The sequence below is a fragment of the Verrucomicrobiota bacterium genome (genome assembly GCA_037139415.1).
Lineage (GTDB): Bacteria > Verrucomicrobiota > Verrucomicrobiia > Limisphaerales > Fontisphaeraceae > JBAXGN01.
Genome location: JBAXGN010000309.1, coordinates 1 through 5,142 on the forward strand (window position 1 = coordinate 1; position 5,142 = coordinate 5,142).

General features: G+C 56.8%; 4 protein-coding genes. 3 read left to right on the top strand and 1 reads right to left on the bottom strand.

Annotation, left to right across the window (positions count from 1 at the left end; all coding sequences use genetic code 11):
- The 3 genes from WCO56_28840 to WCO56_28850 all read left to right on the top strand — a co-directional run.
- Positions 1 to 1,229 (top strand): hypothetical protein (locus WCO56_28840; GenBank protein ID MEI7733607.1); only part of this gene is annotated, 1,229 nt, incomplete at its 5' end.
- A 345-nt stretch (positions 1,230 to 1,574) separates the two neighbouring features.
- Positions 1,575 to 3,758 (top strand): FG-GAP-like repeat-containing protein, encoded by a 2,184-nt coding sequence (locus WCO56_28845; GenBank protein ID MEI7733608.1) that lies wholly within the window; start codon positions 1,575 to 1,577, stop codon positions 3,756 to 3,758.
- Complete coding sequence (locus WCO56_28850; GenBank protein ID MEI7733609.1) at positions 3,755 to 4,237, top strand: hypothetical protein; 483 nt, start codon at positions 3,755 to 3,757, stop codon at positions 4,235 to 4,237. Before WCO56_28845 ends, WCO56_28850 begins: the two co-directional genes overlap by 4 nt.
- Before the next feature lie 317 nt (positions 4,238 to 4,554).
- On the opposite strand, the gene WCO56_28855 is transcribed toward WCO56_28850, so the two are convergent.
- The gene (locus WCO56_28855; GenBank protein MEI7733610.1) at positions 4,555 to 5,070 is read right to left on the bottom strand and encodes a hypothetical protein; all 516 of its coding nucleotides are present in this window, start codon (positions 5,068 to 5,070) and stop codon (positions 4,555 to 4,557) included.
- Between the last annotated feature and the right edge of the window lie 72 nt (positions 5,071 to 5,142).

The following is a 5,142-nucleotide window of genomic DNA, read 5'->3' on the forward strand; positions in this document are numbered from 1 at the left end:
TACCTCAAACTCCAAATCGCCGCTTGAACAAAGTTACTCTCCGGTCACACACCCATGGTTCGGTGCTGAATGTGAACACCCTTGCAACCAGTGACGGCTCGATGGTAGGCATCCCGGTGTTTGCACCATTAGCCGGGGGTAAAGCGTTATATATCGGATGGGTGAATGCCTCGTTCGATAGCGGTAATTGGATTTTTGCAAGCCTCCCCGGCTGGTATTTTGCGGATGGATCGGACAGCGGTGTCACCACCCAAATCAACCGTTACCAGAAACCGGCAGCGGGACAGTCCGTCACCGGCTGGACTTATGGCGAGGTAAATCTGGCTGATGGCGGAATAGCTTCGGCGGTGGACCCGAGTTACATTATCGTATCTAACAATGCCATCAAGGTTTGGCAAACCACGCTCAACCTGGGCCTGACGGTGGATGCCGCCAGCGGCGTGTTCAGCGGATCATTTACCCACCCGGTGACGAAAAAAGCCACCCCGGTCAAAGGGGTGCTGGTGCCGGTCCCGGGCGGCCTTGGCATGCAGGGACTCGGCTGGTTCAAGGGGCCGAGCGATACGGGCAGCATCGTGATTAACCAGACCGATGTTGCGCCTCCGCCGCAAATGGCTCCGAAAACATTGACCGGATATACTGTATCAGTAAACAACAACGGCGGCACGGTGATGGTGTTCAATACCGCCAGCAGCGGTGGCTACTCCGAAACAAAAAATATGCAGGACATTGGCGGAGGAACCATGACTTATGCGTATCAAATGACCGGGCTGACGGCTGGAAAATTAAAGTTCACGACCAGTCAAGGCAGCGTGGGCGATCTGACGGTGCTATGGACTTCTGATACGACCGTGCAATTAACCGGGACAATCAAAGACAGCACTGGTACGCAAAACGTTGATTATTCAGCAACGGTGGTCAGCAAGCAGTCGCAGTATTTGCCAGCTTCGCTGGTGGGAACCGCCTGGCTTACCAAAAGCATTACCAGCAGCACCACGACCGTCGCCACGTTTGTTGATGCGACCCATATTCAAATCACCGGTGATCATACCCTGTCGGCCATATACACCTTTAAGGCGATTGATAAGAACACGGGCAGTCTTTTGGTCAAGCAATCGAGCCCCTACTATAGTGGCAGCTTTACCGTTATCTTCACTTCATCCACCGTTGGTTTTATGCGCGGCACAGACCAGAGTGGCAAGGTGGAAAGCCTTATTATCCGACAGTGATAAGTCGGCAATAGGGCGGCGGCTGGTTTTCGATGGTTGCGGACTCCCGCTCGACCGTCCCTTTGAGACAGGGAGGGCATTATCCGGCTGAGGGGGATCGCTTCAAAGCACCCACTTTCAGCGGGTAATTCTGCGGTATTTGGAACACCCGAACAGCCGCTTCCAGCTTGAAGCAAACCGAGCTTGAGACAGCCCTGTGCATCGCCGGTTTTCAAATATAAGGCTTGAAAGACTAGGGCTAAATGGCCATAGTCTCTGCCAGACTTGAGTTATCCCAAGAACGACAATCTCAGAGTGAATCAAGGATGAGGTTGAGGTGGGATACAGGAATGAAACGCCGAAATTATGAAAACGTCAACGCGATCGTTACTGTTCGTGGCCATATTCATGGCATATCGGTTAGTTGGTGCCACACCGATGACCAGTGTGTTCACCTATCAGGGGCAGCTTCAGCAGTCTGGCAGCCCGGCCCAAGGACTGTTTGATTTTAAATTCACCCTGTATGACGTCATGGCCGGTGGTCTTTCACCGGCAGCGCCATTGACCAATGGGGCCATCATGGTGAGCAACGGGGTTTTCTCAACCACTCTGGACTTTGGCGTAAATGCCTTCAATGGCGAGGCGCGCTGGTTGGAAGTGGGGGTGCGCACGAACGGCAGCGGCACCGCGTTTGATTTGTTGACGCCGCGGCAACCAGTCACCCCGGCCCCTTACGCGTTGCGGTCACTCAGCGTGTCACAAGTGGATGCCACCAACGTGACTGGAACGATTCCTGATAACCGACTTTCCACCAATGTGGCGCTGCTGGCCACCAGCCCGAGGTTCTCCGGTTCGGTGACGGCAGACCGGTTCTGGGGTGATGGCGTGGGGTTGACCAATCTGAATCCGCTGGCCATGGGGCCAGCCGGCACGTTCTTTTATGCGTCGGCGGGATTTTCGCTGGCGTCGAATCCAGGCATCGGCGCCAACCCCCAAGATGTGCTCGTGATGGATATCAATGACAGCGGCCGCCCCGCCTTGGTGTCGGTCAATTATGATGCTGGCACCTTGAGTGTCATGACGAACAACGGGCATGGTCAATTTGTCCTGGCAGCCTCGCCCGCCGCTGGCAGCGCGCCGATTTCGCTGACGGACTGGCGGCCTTATGCGGCTGGTCTGCCATGGGTGGTGTGCGCGAATTATACGGGCAACATGCTCTCCGTTTTGGCGAATAACGGTGCCAACTCATTTATCCCCGCATTCACTTTGCCGGTGGGAAGTCACCCGGTCTCGGTGATTTCAACGGATGTGAACGGGGACCAATTGCTGGATCTCGTATGCGCCAATTATTCAGACAACAACCTGATGGTGTTTACCAATGATGGGCGGGGCGGACTTGCGCTGGCGGCGACCCTCAGCACGGGAACCGGACCGCAGGATGTGATCGCCGCGGATGTGAACGGCGATGGCTGGGAGGATTTGATCAGCGCCAACTATGATGTCAACACGCTGACGATTTATACCAACAACCACCATGGCGGCTTCGCTCTGGCGTCCTCTCCCACGGTGGGGGTCGGCCCCGTGGCCTTGGCCGCCGCTTTGCTTAACGACGACGCGGCGCTGGATTTGGTCTGTGCCAATTCAGGCGCCAATACGCTCACGGTCCTGACGAATGACGGGCATGGCGGATTTGCGGTGGCGGCTTCACCAACGGTTGGGAACAGCCCGTTTTCCGTGGTGGCATCCCATTATTTGTCGGGGATGACTTTAGATCTGGTGAGCGCCAATAACGGAGATAACACGTTGACGATCTTGAAAAACGATGGGCAGGGCGGATTCAGCACGTTCGCCACCTTGCCTACCGGCGCCAGCCCGTATGCGGTGGCGGCGGAGGATTTGAATAACGATGGCTGGCAGGATTTGGTCAGTGTCAATTCCGGTGACAATACCCTTTCTGTATTTACCAATTCGGTGGCAGTAAGTGCGGCGCAGCTCACGGGAACGGTCGCGGATGCGCGCCTGTCCGGGAACATCGCGCGCCTCAATGCCAGCCAGACGTTCCATGGCACCCAGTCCATCATGGGGGATGTCGGCATTGGCACCAATGCCCCCAGCTATCCGCTTCATCTGGCCAGCGGCGCTTATTGCAGCCCGGCGGGGGTGTTCACCAGCGTATCGGACCGCAACCTCAAGGAGAATTTTGCCCCCATTGAACCGCGGGACGTGCTGGCGCGGGTGGCGGCGCTGCCCATCACGCAATGGAACTACAAAAGCGAGCGGGATGGCGTGAAGCACCTTGGTCCCATGGCCCAGGATTTCCGTGCGGCGTTTGGTTTGGGCGATAATGAGCGGGCCATCGGCGCGGTGGATGAAAGCGGCGTGGCGCTCGCGGCCATCCAGGGATTGAATCTGTTGCTGAAAGAAAAAGACGCGCAAATCCGCGCTTTGACGGAAAAAGCAGCGCGCGTGGAGGCGTTGGAAAAGGACTTCGCTGAACTTAAAACCTTGACGGAGCGCTTGCTCCGCCAGCAGCATGGAGCCCGGCCATGAACTCAATCATGATATATCCCGCGCATTTGATGCGACGGCAAAAACCAGGCATGGCGTTACTGGCGTTGTTCTGGTTATCCCTTACGGCGTCACACGCGCAGTATGCCATCACCCAAGCGGCCATCACGGGCGGCGGCGGCACCAGCACGGGCAGCGTTTATTCCGTCACCGGGGCCATCGGCCAGGCGGCGGCGGGCCGTTTGAGCGGCGGAACGTTCACGGTGGACGGAGGCGTGCTCGGCGTGGTGACCGTCCTCCAGACTGCGGGGATGCCGCCCTTGACCCTGCAATTTACCAACCAGGTTTTTACCATCGCCTGGGCTGTCCCGCAGGCTGGATACGTGCTGGAATACGCCTTGGACCTGAATGGCACCTGGGTCACCGTACCCGCCAGTGAATTCCAGACCAACGGCACCCAACGTTCCCTTTCTGTGACCCCCGCCGGCGTCCGGTTTTATCGTTTACGAAAATTACCATAAAGCGCCCGCCCCAATTTTGCGGCCAGTTGGAGAAAGTTGATGGTTGCGCTCCCATCAGGAGACTCCCGCGTGGAGAGAATTCTCCCCAATCAAATGTCGCGCATTTACCCCTGATCTATGCGCCAACTGACGTCGTCGGCTGCGAGGCTCATCGGGAGACTTCCCCGAACAAACGAATTTCGCTCTTTGAACCCATGAACCTGCAAGCGAGGGTTCATGGGGTGGGAGGGCATCATCCGGCTGAGGGAATCGCCTTGCAGACACCCACTTCCATCGGGTAAGTCAGCGGCATCGGGAACACCCGAACCGCCTTGGACTCAGGCTTTGCCTGCCGTCGGCTTCGCTGGCGCGGAGAGCGATTTACGATACGGCCCCAGCTTTACGTAACATAAAACGGTCAGGAGCGTGATCAACGTGGGAGCCCAGAAAGCGAGCAGCCAATCCTCCCGGTTCACCCAACCGATGAGCTTGTAACCCACCACCGCAAAGAGAATCAACAGACCGTTGCCGATCATAAACATATTGAACACCACGTGGCCCGGCGGCCGTCCCACCTGCGCGTCGCCGGGATCCATCCAGCGCATCCATTGGCCGGCAATCTTCATCGCCATCCAAGCGGCGATGAACCAAGCCTGGCCCAGTTGCAGAAAAAGAATGAACAAGACGGATTCCAAGCGGGCCAGAAACTCCGGTTGCCACGCGGGCGGACGAAAGCCTAGTTTCGCGTTGTGGTCCACCAGGCAATCCCACAATCGCTCGATCATGTTGCGCATTAATAAAATACCCAACAGAATCGGAAAACTGTAACCCATCAGTTGTGCATACCATTTCATAGGGCGCCTTTGCTATTTTAGAGCCCGTCCCGAAGCAGAATAAGCAATAGCCACTGCGACGGTTGGGATTTT